Origin of the sequence: Terriglobus sp. YAF25 (genome assembly GCF_052113305.1) — a bacterium.
Classification (GTDB): Bacteria; Acidobacteriota; Terriglobia; order Terriglobales; family Acidobacteriaceae; genus Terriglobus.
Window position 1 is genome coordinate 1 of sequence record NZ_JBFRCY010000870.1, and the last position, 1,681, is coordinate 1,681.

Below are 1,681 nucleotides of genomic sequence, written 5' to 3' on the forward strand. Positions count from 1 at the left end.
GCCGCGAATACACGCGTGCTACAGATCTTTGCAATCTTCATGAAACGTCACTCCTCAAAAGGGCGAAACAAAAATCAAAGGTTTCGAAGCGGTTCTATCGGTTAAGAAATCCCGGGAACTCGTGGCGCGCTCGTTTGGGCACGGCTGCGCCCGAAAACCTATTTCAGGTGTTAGATCTACGGTCAGTGACCGCAGACGGGTTGTCAAGTAAAAGAATCACAAGGATTCTTACGTGCAAACCTCACCGTCCGCATGCCAGGGCGTGTCCCAGTGCAATACAAACGGTGAAGTTTTGCGGGAAGTTACTTTGCGGCGGCCAGGACCTGTTGATACTCGGCGTACGGTCCCTTGAAGTCTTCGACCTTGCCGTCCTGGAAGTGCCAGATGCGGGTCGCGACCTCGTCGATCAGGTCCTCATCGTGTGTTACCAGCAGCACCGTACCCTCATACTTCTGCAGCGCCTGGTTCAGGGCGTTGATCGATTCCAGGTCGAGGTGGTTGGTGGGCTCGTCAAAGATCAGGATGTTGGGCTTCTGCAGCATCAGTTTGCAGAAGATCAGGCGGGCCTGCTCGCCGCCTGACAGAGCTTCAGTCTTCTTCAGGCCCTCTTCGCCGCGGAAGAGCATCTGCCCCAGAATGCCGCGGATATCTTCTTCCGTAGCCTTCTCATCGAACTGGTGCAGCCAGTCGGCGACCGTCATGCCCTTGGTCACGGTGCCGGTGTGGTCCTGTGCGAAGTAGCCGATGTTAGCCTCGTGCCCCCACTTCACCGTACCGCCGTCGCGGGTGAATTCCTTGTCGTCGGTTTCCGGCATGCCGGCCAGAAGCGACTTCAGCATCGTTGTCTTGCCGGTTCCGTTACGGCCGATCAGCACAACCTTGTCGCCTCGCATGACCGCAGAGGTGAAGTTCTTGAAGACCGTCTGGTCATACGACWTCGAGACGTGCTCGATCTCCAGAATGTGCTTGCCCGAAGGGCGAAGCTGGTCGAAGCGGATATACGGGCGTTGGATGTTCGACCGAGCGAGGTCCGTGGTCTGAAGGCGCTCAACTTCTTTCTTACGTGAGTTCACCTGCGACGAACGCGTACCGGCCGAGAAGCGGGCGATGAAGTCATTCAACTGAGCGATCTTCTTCTCGCGCTGCTCGTTCTGCGATTCGATACGCTGGCGGACCTGCGTCTTCTGCAGCACCATCTCGTCGTAGCCGCCGGTGTAGGTAATGATCGTCTGATAGTCGATATCGGCGATGTGAGTGCAGACCGAGTTCAGAAAGTGGCGGTCGTGCGAGATGGTGATCAGGGTGCCATCGAAACGGACCAGGAAGTCCTGCAGCCAGTGGATGGACTCAAGATCGAGATAGTTCGTAGGTTCGTCCAGCAGCAGCGCCTGCGGATTGCCGAAGAGAGCCTGTGCCAGCAGCACGCGAACCTTCTGGCCGCCCTGCAGCTCGCCCATCTTGCGCTCATGCAGGTCGTCTGCGATATCCAGACCCTGCAGCAGCACCGCCGCATTCGACTCGGCCTCGTAACCGTCTTCTTCGCCGATCACGCCTTCCAACTCACCCAGGCGGATGCCGTCGTCGTCCGTCAGCTCTGCCTTCTCATAGAGGTGGTCGCGCTCTTCCAGGGCAGACCAGAGGGCTTTGTTACCCATGATGACGGTGTCGATGACACGGTAGG

At 57.7% G+C, this 1,681-nt stretch carries 1 protein-coding gene; it reads right to left on the reverse strand.

The window, feature by feature from the left end; all coding sequences use genetic code 11:
* Window positions 1-302 precede the first annotated feature (302 nt).
* Window positions 303-1,681 (reverse strand): ABC-F family ATP-binding cassette domain-containing protein (locus AB4043_RS24680; RefSeq protein ID WP_442308415.1); only part of this gene is annotated, 1,379 nt, incomplete at its 5' end.